This is a genomic window from Aquisalimonas sp. (assembly GCF_007120195.1).
Lineage (GTDB): Bacteria > Pseudomonadota > Gammaproteobacteria > Nitrococcales > Aquisalimonadaceae > Aquisalimonas.
In genome coordinates, this window is sequence record NZ_SKOG01000145.1 from 1 (window position 1) to 22047 (window position 22047).

A 22047-nucleotide genomic window follows, 5' to 3' on the forward strand; every position below is an offset into this window, starting at 1 on the left:
CCTGGCCATTGCACCCGCGCTGGCACGTGCTCGGGGGATGGCGCTTTTCCATGCTCGAGGATCGAACACTGGAGAGCTTTGGCGGTCTACAATATCGCGATTGTTGCTGGAGTGTTAGGGTGCTGGGGCGGTATTTTCGGGAGGAGCCGAACGTCGACGCAGAGCGCTCCATCATGGTGCAGTTCGAACTGCGCGGCCTGGGTTCGCTGGGAGACGACATCCAGGGCTTTCTTGAGGACTCCATCTTCGGATATGGCAGGGGGAGGTAACGGCGTTGAATGACAGGCAAGGCGCGCTTCGGCCAACGGGGCTGGGGCTGATTGTCATGCTGCTCACGGCGGTGCTCCTGACCGGCGCGCCACCTGCGGCCGCACAGACGCTCGAGCGCATCGTCGCCGTGGTGAACGAGGACGTGATTCTGGAATCGGAGCTGCGGGCTGAAGTGGCGAACGTAGAACAGCGCATGCGGGCACAAAACCGCCAACCGCCACCCCAGGACGCGCTGGTGAATCAGGTTATGGAACAGCTGATCATGGAGCGGCTGCAGCTCGCTCACGCAAACCGCATGGGCATTTCGGTGGACGACAACACGTTGAATGCGGCCATGCAGCGGATTGCCCAGCAGAACAACATGACGCTGCTTCAATTCCGCCAGGCTGTGGCCCAGGAGGGCATCGACTTCTCCCGTTTTCGCGAAGATTTGCGGACCGACATCAAACTGCAGCGCCTGCATCAGCAGCAGGTGCAGCGCCAGATCGACGTCACGTCGCGGGACATCGAGGAGTTCCTGGAAAGCCGTGTGGGACGCGAAGACGATACCGAATTCCGCGTCGCCCACATTCTGATCAGCCTGCCCGAGGCTGCCGCGCCGGAGGAGGCCGAGGCGGCGCAAGAGCGCGCGGAGGCGATTGTAAGCCGCTTGCGCGACGGCGAGGACGACTTCGCCAGGGTGGCCGCCGAAGTCTCCGATGCCCAGGATGCACTGGAAGGAGGCGACTTGGGTTGGCGCCAGGCCGGCGAGCTCCCCAGCATGTTTCAGGACGAGGTCATGAGCCTTAGGAGCGGCGAGATCGCGGGCCCGATCCGCAGTTCCAGCGGTGTCCATATCGTGAAGCTGGTGGATACCCGTGCGGCCGACCAGGAGATCGTTGAGCAGACCCGCGCCCGGCATATCCTCATACAGCCCAGCGAAGTCGTCAGCCGGCAAGACGCGCGCACGCGTCTTGAGAATCTGCGCGAGCGTATCGACCAGGGTGAGTCCTTCGGTGATCTGGCGCGCGCCCACTCCGATGATCGCGGCACGGCCTCTCAGGGTGGGGAGCTGGACTGGATCAACCCCGGGCAGCTGGTCCCCGAGTTCGAGGAGGTCATGGACAGTCTGGAGCCCGGCGAGATCAGCGAACCCTTCGAAACGCAATTCGGCTGGCACGTCGTGCAGGTCGAAGAGCGCCGCGAGCACGACGGTACTGCAGAGCGGCGACGAGCCCGGGCCGCCCAGCAGATCCGGGAACGCAAGAGCGAAGAAACCCTGGAGAGCTGGCTGCGGCAGCTGCGCGACGACGCCTATGTGGAAGTTCGTCTTGGTAACTGACCTCTGATGACCCGACAAGCCGTGATCGCATTGACTGTGGGCGAGCCTGCCGGCATCGGTCCGGATCTGGTGGTGATGTTAGCCGCCCGGGGTGGGTTATCCGACGTGGTCGCCGTCGGCGATCCGGACGTGCTGGCCTGCCGGGCTCGACAGCTCGGCATCGGTCACGTGCGGATTCGCACCCTGGCGACACCTGGGGAGGTCGGCGCGCCGGGAGCGCTCAATGTCCTGCCGGTCCCAGTTGCGAACCCGGTGTGTCCGGGGACCCTCGATTCGGCGAACGGACCGGCGGTGGTGGACATGCTCCGCCTGGCCGCAGAGGGGGTCTGGCAAGGCCAGTACGACGCGCTCGTCACTGCGCCAGTCCAGAAAAGCGTCCTCAACGACGCCGGAATCGCCTTCTCAGGCCATACCGAATTCCTTGCTGCCCTCACGGGCGCACCCATGCCGGTGATGATGCTGGCGACGCCGGCGCTGCGCGTCGCCCTGGTTACAACGCATCTCCCATTACGCGACGTGGCCGATGCCATCACCGTGGACCGTCTGACCCAGGTCACCACAATCCTGGCGCGTGATCTGCGCCGGACCTTCGGTCTCGCGCAGCCACGCATTCTGGTCTGCGGTCTCAACCCCCATGCGGGGGAGCACGGGCACTTGGGACGTGAGGAAATCGAGATCATCACCCCCGTGCTGGACGCCCTGCGCAACCAGGGACTGGACCTGAGGGGCCCGCTGCCGGCGGACACACTGTTCACCCCAGACAACCTCGCGCGGGCCGACGCCGTGCTCGCCATGTATCACGACCAGGGGCTGCCCGTGCTCAAGCACGCGGGTTTCGGCGAGGCGGTCAACGTCACGCTGGGACTCCCCATCATCCGCACCTCCGTCGACCACGGCACAGCGCTGCCGCTCGCCGGAACCGGCACCGCGCGCACAGGAAGCCTGCAAGCAGCCGTGCGTATGGCCCGTGAGCTGGTCGAGCGGGCCCGGCACGACAAGGCCATCGAGGCATCGTCATGACCAGCACACACCGGCCCCGCAAGCGGTTCGGGCAGAATTTTCTGCACGACCGCGGCACTATCGGGCGCGTTATCGGCGCGATTGCGCCGATGCCAGACGACCCGCTCGTGGAGATTGGACCAGGCCGCGGCGCGCTCACGGTCCCGCTCTTGCAGGCCTGCGGACGCGTGGAAGCGATCGAAATGGATCGGGACCTGCTCGACGGCTTGCGGGAGGTGTGTGCGCCGCACGGCGACATTGTGCTCCACCAGGGGGACGCCCTCACGTTCGACGTGGCCCAATGCCACCAGGGCGCCGGGTTGAGGCTCGTTGGCAACCTGCCTTACAACATCTCCACGCCGCTGATCTTTCGCCTGCTGGAGCAGGCCGAGCTCATCCGTGACATGCACTTTATGCTACAACGTGAGGTCGTCGACCGCATGATCGCGCCACCCGGGAGCCGGACATACGGCCGCCTGTCGGTCATGACGCAGTACCACTGCCAGGTCAAGCGGCTGTTCACGGTCGCCCCGGGTGCGTTTCACCCCGTACCGGCTGTGGAGTCCGCTATCGTGCGGCTCACACCCCATGCCCCCGGCCTCACCAGCCCCGAGGAAGCGGTGCAGTTGGCTCGCGTGGTTACGGAGGCCTTTGGCCAGCGCCGCAAGACCCTGCGCAAGACCCTCCGTGAGCTTGTGCCGCCCTCGGCATTTCCGGCTTGCGGCATCGACCCCGGTGCACGGCCGGAGCAACTCAGCCTTGCGGCATTCCGCTGCCTCGCGGCGGCACTCCGCGATGCGGACAGCCCAGAGCATTACACTGGTGCATGGAACCGTGACGGGAGATAACGGTGACGCCGTACAACACCATTCTCCTGGCTGTTGATTTTTCGGCGGACGCAAGTCTCATCGCCGCACGCGCGCGCGCGCTCGCCCACGCCAGCGAGGCGACGCTGCACCTGGTGCACGTCGTCGAAACCGTTCCCATCGATGTCGCGGGAGAATTCCTCGGGTCGCCGCAGAGCGACCTCCACGAGGAAATGATGGCAACGGCACGGGAGCGCCTGCGCACGTACACGCACAGCGAGCAACTCGGCCATGCGCAGCAGCACGTGGCCGCCGGTTACACCAAACAGGCGATTCTCGAGCACGCGGAGGCGATCGGCGCCGATCTCATCGTTGTCGGCAGCCACGGCCGCCATGGCCTGGCACTATTGCTCGGGTCCACCGCCAACGCCGTGCTGCATGGCGCCCCGTGCGATGTTCTCGCGGTGCGGCTCAACAACCCGTGATCCGCACCCCGACGCTTCCACCCGAACGAACAGCGGATCGGCCCGCGGGAGACGACCCGAGGGCGCCTGCTGTTACCGAAACAGGCACCCCCAGGGTGGCTCATTGATTGTTTGACGCATTCGGATTTCGAGTTTTGCGACTTGGCGCCGAGTCCCGGCTCTTTTTGGAGGGCGCGCAAACCGTTAGACTAGCGGATGCGGGAATGGCCGGACTTCAATTCCGGGAACCCAATCGCGACACTGATCCATTGAGGCAACAGCGTCCCCATGAGCACGAATTCGCTGAAACAGATTGGCCAGCTCGGGCAGAGCGTGTGGTACGACAACATCCACCGTGACATGCTCGACGCAGGCGAACTCGCACGGATGGTCATGGAAGACGATCTGCGGGGCGTGACGTCCAATCCGACTATCTTCGACAAGGCCATCTCCCGCGGTGACACCTACGATGCGGCCATAGCCCGGGCGCTCCAGGAGGAGCCATCGCTGTCGGCGGGGGAGCTCTTCAATCATTTGGCCGTGGCTGACATCCGCGACGCTGCGGATGTCCTACGCCCGGTATACGACCGCACGCAAGGCGTCGACGGCATGGTGAGCATCGAGGTCTCGCCAGCGCTCGCCCGTGACACCGACGCAACCATTGCGGAGGCGCGGCGGCTGTGGGCCTGGATCGATCGCCCGAATGTCATGGTCAAGGTACCCGCCACCAAACAAGGCGTGCCGGCGATCGAGACGCTGATTGCCCTCGGCATCAACGTCAACGTAACACTGCTGTTCTCAGTGCAACGCTACCTCGAGGTGGTGGATGCCTACCTGGCGGGGCTGCAGCAGCGCGCACGGCGCGGCGAGCGTGTGTCCCACGTGCGCTCGGTGGCGAGCTTCTTCGTCAGCCGCGTGGATAGCGCCATCGACCCGCAACTCGACGACAGCCTGGCCGAGCTGCGCGGCACCGCCGCCATTGCCAACGCACAGCGCGCCTACGCGCATTTTGAAGACATCTTCGATGGCAGGCGTTTCGCCGACCTGCGCGACCTGGGTGCGCGAGAACAACGCCTGCTATGGGCCAGCACCGGAACCAAAAACCCCGACTACAGCGATGTCCTCTACGTGGAGGCGTTGATCGGCGACCGCACGGTCAACACCCTGCCGCCGGCGACCTACGAGGCGTACAAGGACCACGGTGAGCCGCGGGCACGCATTCACGAAGGGATCGATCAGGCACCCCATATCCTCAAGCGCCTGGAGTCGGCTGGCATCGATATGGCTGCCGTGACGGCGCAGCTGGAGCGCGACGGCGTGCAGTCCTTCCTGGACTCATACAACAACCTGCTCCGGAGCCTGGAGGAAAAGGCCAGATCCCTGGCGGCCTGAACCCGGCGGATGAGCTCAATGATGGCGGAAATGACACAACACCAACGCTATAACATTGAAGTGGATGTGGAACCGGCTTACATGGATGACGAATCCGAGCCGGACGAGGAACGCTTCGTCTTCAGCTACACCGTCACCATTCGCAACATGGGCGATGTCTCCGCGCGCCTGATCAGCCGGCACTGGATCATTACGGATGCCAATGGTGACGAGCGGGAAGTCCACGGCGAGGGCGTGGTGGGCGAGCAACCGCATCTGGAGCCGGGCAAGGGCTTTCGTTACACCAGTGGCGCCATGCTGGAGACACCGATCGGCAGTATGCACGGGACTTACGAACTGCTCGCGGACGACGGCGTGACGTTCACGGCGGAAATCCCGCCGTTTACGCTTGCCGGCCCGCGCACGCTGCACTAGGGCCTGTTTGCGACGTGGCCGTATACTGCATTGGAGACATCCAGGGCTGCAACTCCGAGCTACAGCGACTGCTCGCCCAGTTGCGCTTCAACCCGCTGGAAGACGTCATCTGGTTCGTGGGTGACATCGTCAACCGCGGCCCGGAGTCACTCGACGCGCTGCGCTACGTCAAGTCCCTGGGCGATAGCGCCATCACCATCCTTGGCAACCACGATATCCACCTGCTTGCCGCGTGGCGCGGCCATGCCCAGCTCAAGCCGGCCGACACGCTGCAGGAGATTCTGGACGCCCCGGACGCAGATGAACTGCTGCACTGGCTTCGGTACCGGCCACTGCTGCACGAGGACCGCGAGCTCGGCTATGCCATGCTGCATGCCGGTCTGTACCCGCGCTGGACGCTGTCCGAGGCGAGGCCTCTTGCCCGGGAAGCGGAAACCATCCTGCGGGCCCCGGAAGCGGAGTTCGACGCCTTCATGGCCAATCTCTACGGGGATCACCCCAATCGCTGGTCTCCGGAGCTCACCGGCTGGGACCGGCTGCGCTTTATCGTCAATGCCTTGACGCGCATGCGCTACTGCGATGCCGAAGGCCGCTTGCTCATGGATTACAGGGGCTCACCGGAAACCCGCCCACACGGGCACGTGCCCTGGTTCCAGGTTCCCGGGCGCAAACCTGTGGGTGAGCCGCTGATCGTCGTCTGCGGCCACTGGTCCACACTGGGGTTCGCCGAAGGCGAGGGTTTCGTGGCCATTGACACGGGTTGCCTGTGGGGCGGCTGCCTAACCGCGCTGCGGCTCGATGGCAGCCGCGAACGAACCGCCTTCAAGTGCCCCGGCGCTTTGAAGCCCGGCGGTTGACCGGGACCTCGGCAGCGATCATCTCACCACGGCCGGACCTGCAGGGAGGCCTTGTCGCAGCCGCTCCCAGTCGAATGCCGGGCCGGGATCGGTCTTGCGCCCCGGCGCGATGTCACTGTGCGCCACGATGCGTTCCTGGGTGATGGCGGGAAACGCGGCCATGAGCCCCCGGCATAGCGGGCCGAGGACGTCGAACTGGGCATCGCTGTAGGGCGTCTCATCGGTTCCCTCCAGCTCAATGCCTAGGGAGTAGTCGTTGCAGGCGGGACGAGCGTGCCAGCTGGAGTGCCCGGCGTGCCAGGCACGCCGGTGAACAGGCACGTACTGGATCAGGGCGCCGTCGCGGCGCAGAAACAGATGGGCACTGACACGCATGCTGGCAATCCCCGCATAGAAAGGGTGGGCCGCGGGATCCAGACAGTTCGTGAACAGCGCGTGCACACCGCCGCCCCCGAACTCGCCCGGAGGCAGACTAATGCCGTGGAGGACAAGCAGATCGGGGACCACCCCCGCCGGCCGAGCGTCCTGATTCGGTGAGTGGGCCTGCAGTGCCCCGACCACCAGGCCTGTTTCGCGGTTTACCACCAGTCGATTCGGCATGCAGCCACTCCCCCGCTCCGCCGCCCTGTGAAATGTTACCATCCCCATCGAGACCGGCCGCTATGGGAGCGTTGCACCGCCGGCGGAGGATTCATGAGAAGCAGCCAACGCAACCGTCTCGCCGGGGCAACCAGCCCCTACCTCCAGCAGCACGCGAACAACCCCGTGGAGTGGTATCCATGGTGTGACGAGGCGCTGGAGCGCGCGCGCCGGGAAGATCGGCCGATTCTCCTGTCCATTGGCTATGCGGCGTGCCACTGGTGCCATGTCATGGCCCATGAGTCCTTCGAAGACCCCGAGGTGGCTGCGGTGATGAACCGCCTGTTCGTGAACATCAAGGTGGACCGGGAGCAACGCCCGGACCTGGACCGCATCTACCAGATTGCCCATCAACTCCTGACCCGTCGCGGCGGCGGCTGGCCGCTGACGATGTTCCTGACTCCGGACGATCAGGTGCCGTTCTTCGGCGGCACCTATTTCCCGCGGCAGCCGCGCCACGGCCTGCCGGGGTTTGCCGATCTGCTGGAGCGCGTCGCCGCACTCTACCGTGACCGGCGCGACGCGCTGCGCGAGCAGAATGCCGAAGTGCTCGCTGCGTTCCAGAAGATTAACGCCGCACCAGGCTGTGCCGACACCGAACTGGACGCGCATCCGCTCACCGAGGCACGCGAAGCGCTGGCCGCCGAGTTTGATGCCGACCACGGCGGCTTCGGTCAGGCGCCGAAGTTCCCGCAACCGAGCCTCTTGGACCGGCTGCTCAGGGACTACGCGGCGCAGCCGTCCGAGCGCCGGCAATCGCTGCACATGGCCTGCACCACGCTGCGCCGAATGGCCTTGGGCGGGATCAACGATCAGATCGGTGGCGGCTTCGCGCGCTATTCCGTTGACGACTACTGGATGATCCCGCATTTCGAGAAAATGCTCTGTGATAACGGCCTGTTGCTGGCGCTGTATACCGACGCCTGGCAGGCCACCGGCGATCACCTGTTTGCGCGCACGGCCCAGGAGACAGCGGCATGGGCCCTGCGGGAGATGCGCGCCCCCGAGGGGGGGTTCTACAGCGCCCTGGACGCCGACTCCGAAGGCGAGGAGGGCCGCTTTTACGTGTGGACGCGCGAGCAGGTGCGCGGGCTGCTCACGCCCGAGGAGTATGCCATGGTCGCGGCACGCTTTGGACTGAACGATCCCCCGAACTTCGAGGGCCGTTGGCACTTCCACGTGCACGCCTCCATCTCCGAGTTGGCCAAAGAACTGCGCCAGCCCCAGCAGGTGATCCGCGAGCGGCTGGACAGTGCCCGGCACAAGCTCTATCGGTCCCGCGCGAAGCGCGTGTGGCCGCTACGCGATGAGAAAGTGCTGACGAGCTGGAACGCCCTGATGCTCCGCGGGCTGGCCCGTGCCGGCCGACTGCTGGAGCGCGATGAGTACTCCCGCGCAGCCGCGGACGGCCTCGGCTTTATCCGCGTCGCGCTGTGGCGGGATGACCGCCTGCTGGCCAGTTGGCGCGACGGCACGGCAGAGCTGCCCGCCTACCTGGACGACCACGCCTTCCTGCTGGACGCCGTAATCGAGCTGCTCCAGTGCCGCTGGGAGGAAGACACCGCGGCGTTCGGCCACAGCCTGGCGCAACGCTTGCTCGACGGGTTCGAGGACCGCGAGCACGGCGGCTTTTTCTTCACCGCCGACGATCACGAAGCGCTGATCACGCGCAGCCGCCCGCTCACTGACGATGCCCTACCCGCCGGCAATGGCATCGCCGCGCGCGCGTTGCTCCAGTTCGGCCACTTGACCGGCCACCCCGAGTACATCACCGCCGGCGAGCGCGCCGTTCGCGGTGCCTGGCCGGCCATCAGCCGGCTACCCCACGCCCACGCAACCCTGCTCAGTGGCCTGGAGGCCGTGCTGCAGCCGCCGCGCATTATCGTTCTGCAGGGCGACGCTGACACCTGTCGCCGCTGGCAACAGGATCTCGAGCGGTCCTATGCCCCGAACCGGCTGATCGTCTGCGACCCGGGCGATCCGGGAACAGCGGTGACGGCGCAACTGTGTGAAGGATCGGTCTGCCAGGCGCCCATCACATCACTGGAGAGCCTCCGTGAGCGCCTGCACGGCCCGGAGGCGTACTAGCTTCCGTTCACTCAGGTTCCCTTTGTTGGCGAATGCCTGAGGCGTTAAGGCGAGCTGCCATCGCGATCGATGGCGCGATGGCCGATGTCGCGCCGATAATAAACGCCGTCCCAGTGGATGGCTTCCGCCAGCCTATAGGCGTGGGCCTGAGCATCCTGCACAGTCGCTCCGAGCGCACAGGCAGACAACACCCGGCCACCGCTGGTCACGATGTTGCCGGCGGCGTCGCGGGCTGTACCGGCGTGGAACACCTTGGCACGGGGCGATTCCCGCTCCGGCAACCCCTGAATTAAATCACCTTTGCGATAGCGACCTGGGTATCCGCCGGCCGCAAGCACGACGGCCAGGCTCGCCTCGGGCGTCCACTCCGGCGTTACGGTGTGCAGCCGGCCATCAATGGCCGCATCGCAGAGCTCCGTGAAGTCCGAGCGGAGCCGCATCAGCAGCGGCTGGGCTTCCGGGTCGCCCAGGCGGCAGTTGAACTCCAGCACCCTGGGCACGCCGTCGGGCGTAATCATCAGCCCGGCGTAGAGGAAGCCCGTGTAGGCATGGCCCTCCCGGGCCATGCCTCGAACCGCCGGTTCTATGATCTCCCGCATGACCCGCTGGTGCACCGCCGGAGTAATCACCGGCGCCGGCGAATAGGCGCCCATACCACCGGTGTTCGGACCGACATCGCCGTCATCCCGCGCCTTGTGGTCCTGTGACGTAGCCAGGGGCAGCACGTGCTCACCGTCCACCAACACGATGAAGCTCGCCTCCTCGCCCTCCAGAAAGTCCTCCACCACCACGCGCGCGCCGGCATCACCGAAGGCGTTCGCGTCCAGCATGCGCTCCGCCGCCGCGAGGGCGGCATCAATGGTATGCGCCACCACGACCCCCTTGCCGGCGGCCAGGCCGTCCGCTTTTACCACCAAGGGCGCATCACGCTCGGCGATGTAGTGATGCGCCTGCGTGGAATCGGTGAAGGTGGCAAACTGCGCCGTGGGGATATCGTGGTGGCGAAGGAATTCCTTGGCGAACGACTTGGACCCCTCCAGCTGGGCCGCCGCCGTAGTGGGGCCAAGGCACCGCAGCCCGGCATCGCGGAACGCATCCACCACACCCGCAACCAGCGGCGCCTCCGGCCCGACCACCGCCAGATCCACGGCGTAGTCCCGGGCCAACGCCACGAGTGCCGGCACATCCTCGGCGCCCACCTGGACGTTGGTGCATTTCGGCTCCAAGGCCGTACCCGCGTTCCCGGGTGCGACGTACACCCGCTCCACACGCTCCGAACGGGCCGCCGCCCAGGCCAAGGCATGTTCACGACCGCCACCGCCGATAATGAGTATGTTCATAGAGCGCCTGCGTCTACTTGCTCGATGGGTTCCGTACGCTTCGGCGGTCAGTGCCGAAAATGACGCATGCCGGTGAACACCATGGCCAGGCCATGCTCATCCGCCGCCGCAATGACCTCATCATCGCGCACGGAGCCGCCAGGCTGGATGACCGCGCGGATACCCGCCTCCGCCGCCTGATCGATGCCGTCGCGGAAGGGGAAGAAGGCGTCCGAGGCCATGACCGCGCCACGCACCTCGAGCCCGGCATCCACGGCCTTGTCACGCGCCAAGCGTGCGCTCCAGACGCGCGACATCTGCCCGGCACCAATACCGATGGTCTGTCCATCGCGGCCGTAGACAATCGCGTTGGACTTGACGAACCGCACCACCTCCCAGACGAAGCGCAGGTCGCGCAATGTATGGGCGTCGGGCCCCACCTGGCTCACCACCTGCAACTGCGCATCGGCTACGCGGGCACTATCACTATCTTGCACCAGCAGCCCGCCCGTGACGCGCTTGAAGTCCTGCTGCCCTTGGCGTTGCGCCGGCCACTGGGCGCAGCACAGCAGGCGCACATTCTTGCGTGCGGCGACGATTCCGGGCACATCATCGGCGACCCCCGGGGCGATGATCACCTCCACAAACTGGCGTTCGACGACCAGCCGGGCGGTGTCAGCATCGAGGGGCCGATTGAAGGCAATAATACCGCCGAAAGCGGATGTCGGATCGCAGGCGAAGGCGCGCCCGTAGGCGGTGCGCACATCCGTCGCCTCGGCGACCCCACAGGGGTTGGCATGCTTGACGATCACGCAGGCGGGCTGCTGAAAGCGCTTAACACACTCCAGCGCCGCGTCCGTGTCGGCGACGTTGTTGAAAGACAGCGCCTTGCCCTGGAGCTGACGCGCCGTGGCAACGCAGGGTTCAGCGGGCAGCTGCTCCCGGTAGAAGGCAGCGCGCTGGTGCGGGTTCTCGCCGTAGCGCATCTCCTGCGCCCGCAGGAACCGCAGGTTGAGCGTGGCAGGGTAAGCCTCCGGCGCCGGCTCCCGGTTCAACCGGGCCAGATAGGCGGCGATGGCGCCGTCGTACCCGGCCGTATGCTCGAAGGCCTTGACGGCGAGCTCGAAGCGCAGCGCAAAGGTCAGGCCGTCGTCGCGAGCCAGCTCCTCCAGCACCCGGTCATAGTCCCCCGGGTCCGTCACCACGGCGACGCCGTCATGGTTCTTGGCCGCTGCGCGGACCATGGCCGGTCCGCCGATATCGATGCTCTCCACGGCGTCGGCGAGGCTGCAGTCCGGCTGCGCCACGGTCTGCTCGAAGGGATACAGATTCACCACCAACAGGTCGATGGCAGCGATGCCGTGCTCGGTCATAACGGCGTCATCCGTCTCGCGGCGACCGAGTAGCCCCCCGTGGATCTTGGGATGCAGCGTCTTGACCCGGCCGGCCATGATCTCAGGGAAAGCGGTGACGTCCGCGACGTCCCGCACGGCCAGCCCGGCCTCCCGCAGGGCGCGGGCCGTGCCGCCCGTCGAGATGAGATCCACGCCGCGGCGAACCAGGGCACGGGCGAAATCGACAATGGCGGTCTTGTCGGAGACGCTGATCAGGGCGCGGCGGACGGGGCGCAGACGGGGAGAAGCACTCATTCCCAACGGAGTCCTCGCGGGTTGAACAGCACGGGGGTTGCAGTATAGCCGATCCGCAGGCGTCGGAATCAGGTGCTGATGTCGTAGTGCAGAAGCTTCTTACGCAGGGTGCCGCGGTTCAAACCGAGCAGCCGCGCAGCGCGCGTTTGATTGCCGTGGCAGTATTCGAGAACGGCCCGCAGCAGCGGTGGCTCCACTTCCGCGAGCACGAGATTGTGCAGATCGCTGCATTCATGCCCATCAAGCTGGAAGAGATAATCCCGTACCGCGCCATCCACACATGCCTGGATGGGCCCGACGCCGAGTTCCTCGTCGGCTTGCGCGTCGCCCTGCTGGAATCGACTGAGCTGCTCGTTCATTCCATCCATCACCTTGGATCACACTCTCGGCTCGTGAGCCTAACGGGGGTCCGCATCATACCCCAAAGGCCTGCCCCGAGAAATGGCCGGCCACCCTCCGGGGCATGCGGTCCAACATCAGCGCAGGTCGAACACGTACTGGTGTGCACCACTGCCCGGGTCTTCGAGCACCACTCGAACGCGCACCGCCACCCCTGGTACCATTCCGCGATGCCACCGATCGCGTTGCTCTGAATCCCCGAGGTAGTCCTCAGGATGGTACCAGCCTTCCCCGGCGACCTCCCGGCCATCATCCAGAAGCGTCAGCCCAAGCAACGGATAAGGTTGGCGGAAATCCGCTGCGTTGACCAGTGAGGCCGTGGCCACCAGCGCGCCCTCAATCTCCGCATGGGCGCTGACCTGCCCGTGCAGCAGCCGCAGCTGACCCACGTCCCGCATGAGGGGCAGTTGGCAGCCGGCCACCGTGCAGAGTGTGTCCACCCAGGGCCGCCAGCGTGGATCCATGGCCAGATCCTCGCGTTTGATGTAGGCCGCCTGCACAGCCAACGTGACCAGCAGCGCAACAATGCCCGCCAGCCAGAGCGGGTACCACCAGAGGCGACGCGGCGAGGCCGCAACCGGGGCGGCTTCGATCTCCTGGCGGTACAGCTCCTGCCAGTCCTCGGCGAGCCGGGCAGCGGTGTGCGCCGGCGCCTCCATAGGGTCATCGGCGGCCACAGCAGGGGCCGGCACGTCCGGCGTCTGGCCTGACGAGATGCGCGACGTGTCATCGGTACCGGGCGTGGCAGCCACACCGCGGCGGTGCGCATCGGCGTCACGCTCCTGCGGCCGGGGGGTTGAAGGCTGCGGGGGAGGCGCGCCGCGAGGGCGCCCGGGGACCACAGGTACCGGACCGGAGGTCCAGTCAATCTGCCGCTGCGGCCGGCGTTCGCGTGTCGCTGCCGGCTGCGGCAACCCGTCTTTCCCCGGCTCGGACCCCGGCTCGGAGGGGCCTGCTACCAGCCGGTCGCGGGCATCGAAGCGTTGTCGACAATGCCGGCAGCGCACCTGCGCGCTGGCCCCGGTGACCGCATCGTCCTCGATCCGGAACACCGTGGCGCACGATGGGCACTGCGTATACATACTAGTGTCCTGTAACCGCCCCGCTCGACCCGCGCCCGGCTACATTGCCCCGCTTCGCCGCACGCCCGGCAGTAATGTCCAGCCGTCCTTGAACCGAGGCCTGTCGAAGTCCACATGGTCGGCGTATGCGGCGGTGACGGCACCCGTCTGCTGTTCGAGAATACCGGACAGCGCCACCCGGCCACCGGGTCGTATGAGGGCCGTCAGGCGCGGCGCGAGTTCTATGAGCGTGCCCGAGAGGATGTTCGCCACCAGGACCTCCGCCACCGGCAGAGCAGGCTCCTCGGCACCGTGCAGAAACAGACGCGCCGAAACACCATTGCGCTGCGCGTTGTCGCGACTGGCCAACAGGGCCTGGCGATCGTTATCCACGCCATGGGCTTGCGCAGCGCCCAGGAGGAGTGCCCCGATGGCGAGGATGCCCGAGCCGCAACCGTAATCGAGCACGCGCGCACCCTCAAGCTGCTGGCGATCGAGCCAACTGAGGCATAGGGACGTGGTGGGATGGCTCCCGGTGCCGAAGGCCAGCCCGGGATCCAGCCGGATGGTGATGGCTTTAGGGTCGGGGGGCGAATGGGTGCTGGGGCAGACCCACAGCCGCTTGCCAAAGCGCATGGGCTCGAAGGCATCCATCCAGGCACGTTCCCAGTCCTGATCCGGAATTGTCTCTTCGCGCCAGTCCCTGATGATACCGTCGCCGAGGGTCTCTTCGAGCCGGGAGCGAATATGCGAGACGTTGGCGTCACCGTCGAATAATGCCATCACCACCACGGTATCCCAGAGGGGATTAGTGCCGAGATCGGGCTCCAGGATGGGCTCGCCGCCCGGATCCTGCAAGGTCACCGCATACGCACCCTGGTTGAGGAGCACGGGTTCGACGAAGGCACAGGCCTGCGCGGGCAGCGTGCACCGAATCTGGCGATGTTGCATGGACCGTCCTATTCGCCGCGTGCCACCAGATCCGCCGCCTGGGCGCGGGTAAAGAATTCGCCCTCGCGCTCGAAACCCGCCTCGAGTGAGGCCTTGACGCAGGTCACGTGGCCGCTGCTCCCACGCTCTGTCACGACCTCCGCCGGAAGCCCGTCGAGGCAATGAAACGGGCAGGGCGAACCCTTGGCGTTCAGCGAAGGATAGATCTCCCCCGTTTCGCCGTCCTTGAATGCAGGACGAAACCCCAGGCCGCGGTTGTTCTCGCTCACGCCGCCGGTGGCTCGATACGCCCGGTTTTCCTCTTCAAGACGCCGCTTGCCCATGACCTCTGCTGTTGCCATGAAGCCAACTCCGCCTACCGAATTGTGGGGCCGTGAGTCCATTTGAAGCCTTTAATCACCATCAATATGTTGCACTGCACGATGGCGCCAATTATAGGCTTGCTATTGCTCATGTCCACCCCCTGCGAAACTTTGTTCGCAGAACCTTCACCTCCCATGGCACCACAGCCGGCGACACAATGCACCCCCTCGATGGGGTCAATCACGCTCACTCGTGACCGCGGCCACAAATCGCAAACGGGCCCGTGGGCCGCGCACGGCCCTACCCGGCCTTGCTGTTGTGGCGCTCCACGGCGTCACGCAGCTCCTGGCGGGCCGCTTCGGCGCCCTTCCAGCCCTCAATCTTCACCCACTTGCCTTTCTCCAGGTCCTTGTAGTGCTCGAAGAAGTGCGCAATCTGATCCAGCACCAGCGGTGGCAGATCGGAGGGCTCCTTCACGTGGTCGTACAGCGGCGTGAGCTTGCTCACGGGCACAGCGATAATTTTCGCATCCTCGCCTGCCTCGTCGCTCATCTCCAGCACGCCCACCGGGCGAGCGCTGATCACCGAGCCCGGGATCAGGCCGAACGGTGCAATCACGAGCACGTCGGCGGGGTCACCGTCGCCACATAGCGTGTGCGGCACGTAGCCATAATTGCACGGATAGTGCATGGCCGTGTACATGAACCGGTCGACGAGCAGCGCGCCGCTGTCCTTGTCCACCTCGTACTTGACTGGATCAGCGTTCTGCGGAATTTCGATGATCACGTTGATGTCGTCCGGGACGGACTTGCCAGCGGGGATATTGTCAACATTCATAAGCGATTCCCTGTTGCGTCGTTGTCTCTAAGATGTGGACTGACGGCATGACCGTGGCAATTAACGAGTATTGTACAAAAAACTCAGATGTCGAATGGTGTCCCCAGCCGTTTGGGCACGGACACATTCTTAAGCGTAACGTATTCAGGCAGACCGTCCCGGTATGGCGGGTAGTCCTCGCCCTGGATGAGCGGCTGCAGGTAACGGCGCCCAGCCTCGGTAATGCCAAAGCCGTCCTGGCGGATGTAGGAGGCGGGCATCTTGCGTTCGACGTTGGCCACCTCGCTCAATGGCACCTCACCGATGTCCCACTGGTACGGGTGATCGGCCATGCGCACGATGGTGGGCATCACTGCATTGCGTCCGGCCAGCGCCATTTCCACGGCAGCGCGCCCGACGGCATAGGCCTGATCCACGTCCGTCTTGGAGGCAATATGGCGCGCCGCGCGCTGCAGGTAATCGGCGACGGCGCAGTGATGCTTGTAGCCGAGGGCATCTGTGCACATCCGCGCGATGACCGGGCCAACTCCACCCAGTTGGGTGTGGCCAAAGGCATCCTGGCTGCCGGCGTCGGAAATGAACCGCCCCTGCTCGTCCCGCAGCCCCTCCGAGACGACCACCACGCAATAACCAAAGCGCTCCACGCTATTCTTGACCGTGGCCAGGAAGGCATCGCGATCAAAAGGCACCTCGGGCAGGAGAATCACATGGGGCGGATCCCCCGGCTCCTGGGCGGCCAGCCCGGCAGCGGCCGCGATCCAGCCGGCATGGCGCCCCATAACCTCAAGCACGAAGAGCTTCGTCGAGGATTCCGCCATGGAGCGCACGTCCAGCCCAGCCTCACGGGTCGAGACGGCCACATACTTGGCGGCAGAACCGAACCCGGGGCAACAATCGGTGCCGGCCAGGTCGTTGTCCACCGTTTTGGGAATACCCAGGCAGGTGATCGGATACCCCATGTGCTCGCCGAGCTGTGAGACCTTGAGCGCAGTGTCCTGAGAGTCCCCGCCGCCGTTATAGAAGAAGTAGCCGATGTCGTGGGCCGCGAACACCTCGATCAGGCGCTCGTATTCCAGCCGGTTTTCCTCCAGGCCCTTCAGCCTGTACCGGCAGGATCCGAATGCGCCGGCGGGTGTGTACCGAAGCGCGGCAATGGCTTCGACGGATTCCTGACCGGTGTCGATCATGTCTTCCCTAAGGGCACCCATGATCCCGTAGCGGCCCGCGTATAGGTGACCGATCTGGTCCGGATGCTGACGTGCGGCTTCGATCACGCCGCAGGCACTGGCATTCACAACGGATGTGACGCCACCGGACTGGGCGTACAAGGCATTCCTTGGAGGCATAGGCTGGCCCTCGCTGGCTTAAACTGAGCGAACTCTCCCTGGGCGCCACAACAAGCTCAGGCATCCCACGTACGACCTTAGCATGGCAGCGTCGCGAGCATGAGTGGTAGCCCCGCAGACACTGGAAGCGCCGCAAGGATAGCTCAAACCGCAGCCTTGTCGAAATCCGGCCGGTCAAGCCATTAGCGGCTACGCTCTTGAGCAAAGGCCGGCACGATTCCGGGACACCGCCCGCGAACACTGCAGACGGCCCGTGAGAAGGTCGCCGAAAAGACGTCAACCGGGAACCGCAATGATGCAACTTGTCCACACCCTGATCCGTATTTGTCTGTTTCAGGAAGGACCGCAGGCCCTTCCCGCTGCCGCTGGCCTGTTGGCGGCGCTGGTCGCGCTGGGCTGGACCGCCAGTGTGCTGCTGCTCGACCAACTGGTCCCGGAAGGCATGGTGGCGGTGGAGGTCACCCTGGCGACGGGCTTCGCCCTGCTGTTCACGTGGCTGGCGCTAAGCCTGCGTGGCGGCACAGCGCGGTTTGTACAAACGGCGTCCGCGCTGTTTGGCACCGACCTGGTGGTGCTCCTGCCGGCGGCACCGCTGTTGCTCGCGACCGCCGATGGTGATTCGCCGGCCCTCCAGTTGGCGCTGCTGATTCTGTGGCTGTGGAGCATCGCCATCAAGGGGCATATCTTCCGCCATGCGCTGAACCTGCCCTTGGCCGGAGGTGTGCTGGTGGCGGTTGTCTATACCATGCTGTCACTGCTGGTCACCGGCCGCTGAGCCCGCCCTTGCGGGCGCTCTACCCAAGGCATGACAGCTCCGGTAGCCTCTAACACGGGCGGCGACGAGCTATTTTTGCCGGCGCGCCACAGGCACCTCATGACGCCCAGGCTTGATGCACCCAATGCCACGGAGGCACGCTCCCCGATGCACGTACACATTCTGGGCATTTGCGGCACGTTCATGGGCAGCCTGGCGCTGCTCGCGCGGGAGGCCGGGCATCACGTGAGCGGTTCCGACCGGGGCGTCTACCCTCCCATGAGCGACCTGCTGGCCACCCAGGGCATTGCCGTTGAGGCAGACGATGATCCGGGACAGCTGGAGCCGGCGCCGGATTGTGTCATCATCGGCAACGTCCTCTCCCGCGGCCATCCTCTGGTTGAGTCCGTGCTGGACCGCCGCATTGCGTATACCTCTGGACCGCAGTGGCTTGCCGACCACCTACTGCGGGGCCGCTGGGTCCTGGCCATTAGCGGCACCCACGGCAAGACCACCACGGCCGGAATCCTGGCCTGGCTGCTGGAAAACGCGGGGCTGGAGCCTGGGTTTCTCATCGGGGGCGTCCCCGGGAATTTCGATGTCTCCGCACGGCTGGGCGGCGGCCCGTTTTTTGTCGTCGAAGCGGATGAATACGATAGCGCCTTTTTCGATAAGCGCTCCAAATTCGTCCACTTCCGGCCACAGACACTGGTGATCAACAATCTGGAGTTCGACCACGCGGACATCTTCCCCGATCTCGCAGCCATCCAGCGCCAGTTCCACCACCTGGTGCGCACCGTCCCGCCGAGTGGCCGCATCATCGCCCCGGTGCAGCATCCCGGCGTGCGCCCCGTGCTGGATATGGGCTGCTGGAGTGAGCTGGAAGCATTGGATGACCCCGCCGGCTGGCACCTGCAAGCCGCGGATGGCGGCTACGCGGTAGCCCAAGGGGAAGTCCTCCACGCCCCGATGCGGTGGTCACTTCACGGCCGCCACAACGCATCCAACGCCCTGGCCGCGCTGCTCGCCGCGCGTCACGCGGGGGTACCGCTCGATCAGGGGCTGAAATCGCTGGCCGGGTTTCGGGGCTTGCGCCGACGCCAGGAGCTGCGCGGGGAGGTCAACGGCATCCAGGTGCTGGATGATTTCGCCCACCACCCGACAGCCATTCGCGCCACGCTGGAGGCGCTTAAGCCGGCTCGGCCGGGCCGCTTGCTCGCCGTGCTGGAACCGCGGTCGAACACCATGCGCCTGGGCACCCAGCGGCGCGCTATTCCGACGGCCATGGCAGCGGCGGACGCCGCCTTTTTGTTTCAGCCGCCGGGGATCGACTGGTCGGTCAGCGAGCTGCTCGACGCCATGCCGATGCCCACAGCCTGGGCCACGGAGCTGGATACCCTGGTGATGCACATCGTCGACGCGGCGCGACCGGGCGATACCATCGTCGTCATGAGCAACGGCAGCTTTGGCGGCATCCACAACAAGCTCCTGGATGCCCTGGCCGCGTATCACCAATTGCCAGTGGAGCACTGCGGATCATGAGGCTGCGCGAGCACGGCGTAACCCTGGCGTTCACCGGCGCATCCGGTGCGCAGTACGGCTTCCGGTTGCTGGCCTGCCTGCTGGCCGCGGATCGGCCGGTGCAACTGCTCATCTCGGATCCGGCCCGCGTGGTCATCGGCACGGAAACCAACGAACAGCTCCCGGGCCGCAACCGTGACGCCGAACGCCTGCTCACGCAGCGCTACGGCGCCCACGATGGACAACTGCGCGTGCTCGGGCAAAACGAGTGGACCGCCGCCTGCGCCTCCGGTTCCGGCGCACCGCGGCGCATGGTCATCTGCCCCTGCACCACGGGCACGCTGGCAGCCCTGGCCGCCGGCACCAGCAACAATCTCATCGAACGCTCGGCAGATGTCGTCCTCAAGGAACGCGGCGACCTGATCCTCGCTCCACGGGAGATGCCGTTCTCCACCATCCACCTGGAGAATATGCTGCGGCTGAGCCGCGCCGGGGCCACGATCATGCCGCCAAACCCTGGTTTTTACCATCAGCCCCAGCGCATCGAGGATCTCGTGGATTTTGTCGTCGCCCGCATCCTCGACCACTTGCATATCTCCCAGGATCTCATGCCACGCTGGGGCGAGGCACGGGGACCCACGCAGTGACGCTGCAGCAGCCGGTGGTCCGGGACGCGGTGCCCATATTTCCCCTCAGAACGGTGTTGTTCCCCGGTGGCCCGCTGCCGCTGCGCATCTTCGAGGCGCGCTACGTGGACATGGTCAGCCGCTGCCTGCGTCAGGACACCACCTTCGGCGTGTGCCTGATTCGTGAGGGGAGCGAAGTGGGAGAAGCGGCCACGCCGCATCTGCTGGGCACGCTGGCGCACATCGTGGACTGGGAGCAGGGGCAGGACGGGCTGCTGGGTATTCTCGCCCTGGGCACCGAGCGATTTCGCATCAGCCGCACCTGGCTGGCACCTGACCGGCTGCGCCTGGCGGAGGTCCATGTGGCGCCGTCAGCGGCAACCGCGCCGCTACCCCCGCAACCCGAGGACATCACCATGCTCCTGGAGCGCATCATGGCCATGAGCGAGCTGGGCTACGATCACTGTACCCGCAACGATCAGGACGCCGAGTGGCTCAGCGGGCGCCTGGCGGAGGCTATGCCGATCACACTGGGACGCAAACAGCAGCTCCTGGCCATGGACAACCCCATGGACCGTCTGCTTGCGCTGCGAGCGTTGCTCCCGCAGCTCTGCCTGCCGTGAACCGCGGAATCACCCCCGCAGCTGCTGAAACACCTTCGCCGCCATATCCAGCGTCAGCTCAATGACACCGTCGTCATGGGCGGTGGAGACGAAGCTCGCCTCGAACGCCGCCGGCGCCATATACACCCCGTACTCCAGCATGCCATGAAAGAAGCGCCCGTAACGCGCCGTGTCGCTGTCCACCACCTGCTGATAGGTCCGCACCGGGCCATCCTCCGTAAAGAACAGGCCCAGCATGCTGCCCATCTGGTTGACCTGGAGCGCAATCCCGGTCTGCCCTGCCCGTTCCCGCAACCCCTCGGCCAGGGTACGCGTGCTGGTTTCCAACGCCTCGAAGGTGCCCGGCCGCGAGAGCACTTCCAGGGTCTTCAGCCCCGCCGCCATGGCCACGGGATTCCCCGATAGCGTGCCGGCCTGATAGACCGGGCCCAGGGGGGACAACTGTTCCATGATCTCCCGGCGCCCACCGAACGCCCCGACGGGCATGCCGCCGCCGACAACCTTGCCGAGACAGGTCAGATCGGGCGTCACGCCGTACCGGGTCTGGGCGCCGCCCAGATGCACACGGAACCCGGACATGACCTCGTCGAAAATCAGGACGCTACCGTTGCGGGTGCAGTGCGCTCGAATGCCCTCAAGGAATTCCGCCTCCGCCGGTACCAGATTCATGTTGCCGGCAACGGGCTCCAGGATGACGGCCGCGATGCCGTCACCGTATGCCTGAAATGCCGCCTTCACGGAGTCCAGATCATTGTAAGTGAGCGTGATGGTGTCGGCGACCACCGCCGCCGGCACACCGGGCGAGGTGGGGTTGCCCAGGGTCAGCGCCCCGGAGCCGGCTTTCACCAGCAGTGCGTCCACGTGGCCATGGTAGTTGCCCTGGAACTTGATCACCTTGTCACGGCCGGTATAGCCGCGCGCCAGGCGCAGGGCACTCATCGTCGCTTCCGTGCCGGAGCTGACCATGCGCAGCATCTCCATGGACGGGACATGGGCCTTGATCTGCTGCGCCATGCGCGTCTCGGCCTCGGTCGGCGCACCGAAACTCAAGCCGTGCGCCGCGGCCTGCTGCACGGCCTCTACCACTTCCGGATGCGCATGCCCGAGGATCATGGGCCCCCAGGAGCCGACATAGTCGATGTAGCGCTGGTAGTCTTCGTCGTAGAGGTAAGGGCCCTGGGCGCGTCGCATGAATACCGGCGTGCCCCCGACACCGCGGAAGGCGCGCACCGGCGAGTTCACCCCCCCGGGAATGTGCTGGCTAGCGGCCGCAAACAGGGTCTCGGAGTGTTTCATGGGCTTGTCTTCCTCCCGCGCTGCAGCATTAAACGGCGAATCATCGGACCCAGGTCAGCCGGCCCGCTTGCCAAGGGCAGGCGCCCCCGGGAGGTCAGTGTATCAGGCATCG

22 protein-coding genes and 1 pseudogene are annotated in these 22047 nt (G+C 65.7%); 13 read left to right on the top strand and 10 right to left on the bottom strand.

All coding sequences use genetic code 11. From position 1 onward, the window contains the following. The 8 genes and pseudogenes from QZT63_RS10635 to QZT63_RS10670 all read left to right on the top strand — a co-directional run. Positions 1-269 (top strand): annotated as a pseudogene (locus tag QZT63_RS10635) (LPS-assembly protein LptD); the annotation flags it as partial. 47 nt (positions 270-316) lie between these two features. Then, positions 317-1591 carry a peptidylprolyl isomerase gene (locus QZT63_RS10640; protein ID WP_366636746.1) on the top strand — a complete coding sequence of 425 codons (1275 nt, stop codon included), beginning with the start codon at positions 317-319 and terminating at the stop codon, positions 1589-1591. A 6-nt stretch (positions 1592-1597) separates the two neighbouring features. Continuing rightward, positions 1598-2611, top strand: a complete 1014-nt coding sequence (gene pdxA, locus QZT63_RS10645) for a 4-hydroxythreonine-4-phosphate dehydrogenase PdxA (RefSeq protein WP_290651017.1) — start codon at positions 1598-1600, stop codon at positions 2609-2611. Continuing rightward, positions 2608-3438, top strand: coding sequence for a 16S rRNA (adenine(1518)-N(6)/adenine(1519)-N(6))-dimethyltransferase RsmA (gene rsmA / locus QZT63_RS10650; RefSeq protein ID WP_290651019.1), 831 nt, complete (start codon positions 2608-2610; stop codon positions 3436-3438). The genes pdxA and rsmA overlap by 4 nt, the downstream gene beginning before the upstream one ends. 2 nt (positions 3439-3440) lie before the next feature. Then, the gene (locus tag QZT63_RS10655; protein ID WP_290651021.1) at positions 3441-3881 is read left to right on the top strand and encodes a universal stress protein; all 441 of its coding nucleotides are present in this window, start codon (positions 3441-3443) and stop codon (positions 3879-3881) included. A 267-nt stretch (positions 3882-4148) separates the two neighbouring features. Next, on the top strand, positions 4149-5252 hold the full coding sequence (tal, locus tag QZT63_RS10660) for a transaldolase (protein WP_290651023.1): 1104 nt from the start codon (positions 4149-4151) through the stop codon (positions 5250-5252). Between the two features lie 30 nt (positions 5253-5282). Continuing rightward, positions 5283-5666, top strand: coding sequence for a Co2+/Mg2+ efflux protein ApaG (gene apaG, locus QZT63_RS10665; RefSeq protein ID WP_290651025.1), 384 nt, complete (start codon positions 5283-5285; stop codon positions 5664-5666). A 14-nt stretch (positions 5667-5680) separates the two neighbouring features. Beyond that, complete coding sequence (locus tag QZT63_RS10670; protein WP_290651027.1) at positions 5681-6523, top strand: symmetrical bis(5'-nucleosyl)-tetraphosphatase; 843 nt, start codon at positions 5681-5683, stop codon at positions 6521-6523. 18 nt (positions 6524-6541) lie between these two features. On the opposite strand, the gene ampD is transcribed toward QZT63_RS10670, so the two are convergent. Beyond that, a complete protein-coding gene (ampD, locus tag QZT63_RS10675) occupies positions 6542-7123 on the bottom strand; it encodes a 1,6-anhydro-N-acetylmuramyl-L-alanine amidase AmpD (RefSeq protein WP_290651029.1) in 582 nt (193 codons plus the stop codon). Between the two features lie 93 nt (positions 7124-7216). Here ampD and QZT63_RS10680 point away from each other — a divergent pair, with 93 nt between their 5' ends. After that, a complete protein-coding gene (locus tag QZT63_RS10680; RefSeq protein ID WP_290651031.1) occupies positions 7217-9250 on the top strand; it encodes a thioredoxin domain-containing protein in 2034 nt (677 codons plus the stop codon). Positions 9251-9294: 44 nt separating this feature from the next. Here QZT63_RS10680 and purD read toward each other — a convergent pair whose 3' ends face one another. From purD to QZT63_RS10720, 8 genes are all read right to left on the bottom strand, one after another. Beyond that, positions 9295-10590, bottom strand: coding sequence for a phosphoribosylamine--glycine ligase (gene purD, locus QZT63_RS10685; protein WP_290651033.1), 1296 nt, complete (start codon positions 10588-10590; stop codon positions 9295-9297). Positions 10591-10637: 47 nt separating this feature from the next. Further along, complete coding sequence (gene purH / locus QZT63_RS10690) at positions 10638-12218, bottom strand: bifunctional phosphoribosylaminoimidazolecarboxamide formyltransferase/IMP cyclohydrolase (RefSeq protein ID WP_290651034.1); 1581 nt, start codon at positions 12216-12218, stop codon at positions 10638-10640. Between the two features lie 68 nt (positions 12219-12286). Then, positions 12287-12577: a DNA-binding transcriptional regulator Fis gene (fis, locus tag QZT63_RS10695; protein ID WP_290651036.1), complete on the bottom strand. Its 291-nt coding sequence runs from the start codon at positions 12575-12577 to the stop codon at positions 12287-12289. A 117-nt stretch (positions 12578-12694) separates the two neighbouring features. After that, positions 12695-13699 carry a DUF3426 domain-containing protein gene (locus tag QZT63_RS10700; RefSeq protein WP_290651037.1) on the bottom strand — a complete coding sequence of 335 codons (1005 nt, stop codon included), beginning with the start codon at positions 13697-13699 and terminating at the stop codon, positions 12695-12697. Positions 13700-13738: 39 nt separating this feature from the next. Further along, positions 13739-14629: a 50S ribosomal protein L11 methyltransferase gene (gene prmA, locus QZT63_RS10705; protein ID WP_290651039.1), complete on the bottom strand. Its 891-nt coding sequence runs from the start codon at positions 14627-14629 to the stop codon at positions 13739-13741. Positions 14630-14637: 8 nt separating this feature from the next. After that, complete coding sequence (locus tag QZT63_RS10710; protein ID WP_290651040.1) at positions 14638-14970, bottom strand: hypothetical protein; 333 nt, start codon at positions 14968-14970, stop codon at positions 14638-14640. Between the two features lie 262 nt (positions 14971-15232). Continuing rightward, the gene (gene ppa / locus QZT63_RS10715) at positions 15233-15769 is read right to left on the bottom strand and encodes an inorganic diphosphatase (RefSeq protein ID WP_290651041.1); all 537 of its coding nucleotides are present in this window, start codon (positions 15767-15769) and stop codon (positions 15233-15235) included. A gap of 83 nt (positions 15770-15852) precedes the next feature. Continuing rightward, positions 15853-17115, bottom strand: a complete 1263-nt coding sequence (locus QZT63_RS10720; protein WP_290651042.1) for a 6-phosphofructokinase — start codon at positions 17113-17115, stop codon at positions 15853-15855. A 292-nt stretch (positions 17116-17407) separates the two neighbouring features. Here QZT63_RS10720 and QZT63_RS10725 point away from each other — a divergent pair, with 292 nt between their 5' ends. The 4 genes from QZT63_RS10725 to QZT63_RS10740 all read left to right on the top strand — a co-directional run bounded on the left by QZT63_RS10725 (position 17408) and on the right by QZT63_RS10740 (position 20639). Next, positions 17408-17890 carry a hypothetical protein gene (locus QZT63_RS10725; protein ID WP_290651043.1) on the top strand — a complete coding sequence of 161 codons (483 nt, stop codon included), beginning with the start codon at positions 17408-17410 and terminating at the stop codon, positions 17888-17890. 147 nt (positions 17891-18037) lie between these two features. Further along, complete coding sequence (gene mpl / locus QZT63_RS10730) at positions 18038-19411, top strand: UDP-N-acetylmuramate:L-alanyl-gamma-D-glutamyl-meso-diaminopimelate ligase (protein WP_290651045.1); 1374 nt, start codon at positions 18038-18040, stop codon at positions 19409-19411. Then, complete coding sequence (locus tag QZT63_RS10735; protein ID WP_290651047.1) at positions 19408-20037, top strand: flavin prenyltransferase UbiX; 630 nt, start codon at positions 19408-19410, stop codon at positions 20035-20037. The genes mpl and QZT63_RS10735 overlap by 4 nt, the downstream gene beginning before the upstream one ends. Further along, positions 20034-20639 (top strand): LON peptidase substrate-binding domain-containing protein, encoded by a 606-nt coding sequence (locus tag QZT63_RS10740; protein WP_290651049.1) that lies wholly within the window; start codon positions 20034-20036, stop codon positions 20637-20639. Before QZT63_RS10735 ends, QZT63_RS10740 begins: the two co-directional genes overlap by 4 nt. 9 nt (positions 20640-20648) lie before the next feature. On the opposite strand, the gene hemL is transcribed toward QZT63_RS10740, so the two are convergent. Then, on the bottom strand, positions 20649-21935 hold the full coding sequence (gene hemL / locus QZT63_RS10745; protein ID WP_290651051.1) for a glutamate-1-semialdehyde 2,1-aminomutase: 1287 nt from the start codon (positions 21933-21935) through the stop codon (positions 20649-20651). Between the last annotated feature and the right edge of the window lie 112 nt (positions 21936-22047).

What these genes read in the sequence shown, in the direction of transcription:
- pdxA (WP_290651017.1), top strand. Translation starts at nt 1,598, where the DNA reads ATGACCCGACAAGCCGTGATCGCATTGACTGTGGGCGAGCCTGCCGGC.
- rsmA (WP_290651019.1), top strand. Translation starts at nt 2,608, where the DNA reads ATGACCAGCACACACCGGCCCCGCAAGCGGTTCGGGCAGAATTTTCTG.
- tal (WP_290651023.1), top strand. Translation starts at nt 4,149, where the DNA reads ATGAGCACGAATTCGCTGAAACAGATTGGCCAGCTCGGGCAGAGCGTG.
- apaG (WP_290651025.1), top strand. Translation starts at nt 5,283, where the DNA reads ATGACACAACACCAACGCTATAACATTGAAGTGGATGTGGAACCGGCT.
- ampD (WP_290651029.1), bottom strand. Translation starts at nt 7,123, where the DNA reads ATGCCGAATCGACTGGTGGTAAACCGCGAAACAGGCCTGGTGGTCGGG.
- QZT63_RS10680 (WP_290651031.1), top strand. Translation starts at nt 7,217, where the DNA reads ATGAGAAGCAGCCAACGCAACCGTCTCGCCGGGGCAACCAGCCCCTAC.
- purD (WP_290651033.1), bottom strand. Translation starts at nt 10,590, where the DNA reads ATGAACATACTCATTATCGGCGGTGGCGGTCGTGAACATGCCTTGGCC.
- purH (WP_290651034.1), bottom strand. Translation starts at nt 12,218, where the DNA reads ATGAGTGCTTCTCCCCGTCTGCGCCCCGTCCGCCGCGCCCTGATCAGC.
- fis (WP_290651036.1), bottom strand. Translation starts at nt 12,577, where the DNA reads ATGAACGAGCAGCTCAGTCGATTCCAGCAGGGCGACGCGCAAGCCGAC.
- QZT63_RS10700 (WP_290651037.1), bottom strand. Translation starts at nt 13,699, where the DNA reads ATGTATACGCAGTGCCCATCGTGCGCCACGGTGTTCCGGATCGAGGAC.
- prmA (WP_290651039.1), bottom strand. Translation starts at nt 14,629, where the DNA reads ATGCAACATCGCCAGATTCGGTGCACGCTGCCCGCGCAGGCCTGTGCC.
- QZT63_RS10710 (WP_290651040.1), bottom strand. Translation starts at nt 14,970, where the DNA reads ATGGCAACAGCAGAGGTCATGGGCAAGCGGCGTCTTGAAGAGGAAAAC.
- ppa (WP_290651041.1), bottom strand. Translation starts at nt 15,769, where the DNA reads ATGAATGTTGACAATATCCCCGCTGGCAAGTCCGTCCCGGACGACATC.
- QZT63_RS10720 (WP_290651042.1), bottom strand. Translation starts at nt 17,115, where the DNA reads ATGCCTCCAAGGAATGCCTTGTACGCCCAGTCCGGTGGCGTCACATCC.
- QZT63_RS10725 (WP_290651043.1), top strand. Translation starts at nt 17,408, where the DNA reads ATGATGCAACTTGTCCACACCCTGATCCGTATTTGTCTGTTTCAGGAA.
- mpl (WP_290651045.1), top strand. Translation starts at nt 18,038, where the DNA reads ATGCACGTACACATTCTGGGCATTTGCGGCACGTTCATGGGCAGCCTG.
- QZT63_RS10735 (WP_290651047.1), top strand. Translation starts at nt 19,408, where the DNA reads ATGAGGCTGCGCGAGCACGGCGTAACCCTGGCGTTCACCGGCGCATCC.
- hemL (WP_290651051.1), bottom strand. Translation starts at nt 21,935, where the DNA reads ATGAAACACTCCGAGACCCTGTTTGCGGCCGCTAGCCAGCACATTCCC.